The following is a 1,026-nucleotide window of genomic DNA, read 5'->3' on the forward strand; positions in this document are numbered from 1 at the left end:
TTCCTCTTGGTTATTAGGGTCATCGACCCCGTTTGCGCGGTTGATGCGGAGCAGGATGTGGTCAAGCACCTCACGGTGCCCGGCCTGCAGGTAGGTCTTGAGCACGGCATCGATGCCGCCCACGGTTACGGCGTTCTTGCTGAAACGCTGAATCAGGTGTTCGAGCACAATCACGCCCTCGGCGTGCTGCTCGAATACCCGCTTGAACATGTCGTCGAGCTGTTCGGGTGTGTACTGGGTCACGCTGCGGCTCCTGGTGCTTGCTTGAGGGCGGCTTGAGCAACGCTCTGCTGCATGGCTGCTTGCTGTTCCTGTTCGAGGGCTGCTTGCTGTGCCTTGGCCCGGTCTTCACGGATGCGCTCGACGTCGGCCTTGTTGCGCATGACGTCGTTGGGCACGCCCAGCGCTTCGCCGCGGAAACGGGCGGCGGCATCGAGGTCGACGTTGTCCATGGCGTCGGGCTGCTGGCCGGTCTTGGCCTGAACCTCTGCCGCCATGGCGCAGCCAGTGACGTATTGGTCAATGGCGCTGACTTCTTCCAGCTTCTGGGCGCGGGCCAGCGGCGACAGGTAACGGACGGTGTAGGGGCGGCCTGCTGCCAGCGACTCAGGCGGCTGGCCCAAGATGCCTGCGCGCATGGCGATGCCGAAGCAACGCTCGATCAGGGGTTGCAGGTACTCGGTCTGTAGACGGCCGTAGACTGGGCCCAGCAGCTGGCGGATCAGGTTCACCCGCACATGCACCTCAGTTGCGGTCATGGCGGGACCGTCCTGGGCCTGGAGCTGGTCGGCCATCATGGTCTTGCGGATAGCGCCTTGCAGGCGGGTGATGCGGCTGTCACTGTAGTTGAAGTTCGAACCGCTCTGCAGCGGCTTCATGCTGTCGACGGAGTTGGCCACGATGATCTTGCGCGGGCCAACCTTGACGGTACGGGGGTTGAGCACGCCGTCGTCTTCCGCGATCCACATACCAGCGATGGCCAGGTCTGCGGCTGCCAAATCCATGCGGACCATTTCATTGAGAGTG

At 63.2% G+C, this 1,026-nt stretch carries 2 protein-coding genes; both read right to left on the minus strand.

Annotation, left to right across the window (positions count from 1 at the left end; translation table 11 throughout):
* The coding region (locus H8F23_RS28735) for a Bbp19 family protein (RefSeq protein WP_194936583.1) at window positions 1-243 on the minus strand (243 nt) is incomplete at its 3' end.
* Window positions 240-1,013, minus strand: a complete 774-nt coding sequence (locus H8F23_RS28740) for a portal protein (protein WP_228759425.1) — start codon at window positions 1,011-1,013, stop codon at window positions 240-242. The genes H8F23_RS28735 and H8F23_RS28740, both read right to left, overlap by 4 nt.
* Window positions 1,014-1,026 lie beyond the last annotated feature (13 nt).

This window comes from Pseudomonas neuropathica (assembly GCF_015461835.1).
In the GTDB taxonomy this organism is placed as follows: Bacteria; Pseudomonadota; Gammaproteobacteria; order Pseudomonadales; family Pseudomonadaceae; genus Aquipseudomonas; species Aquipseudomonas neuropathica.

Coding starts and splice junctions, on each gene's coding strand:
- H8F23_RS28740 (WP_228759425.1), bottom strand. CDS start 1,013: ATGGTCCGCATGGATTTGGCAGCCGCAGACCTGGCCATCGCTGGTATG.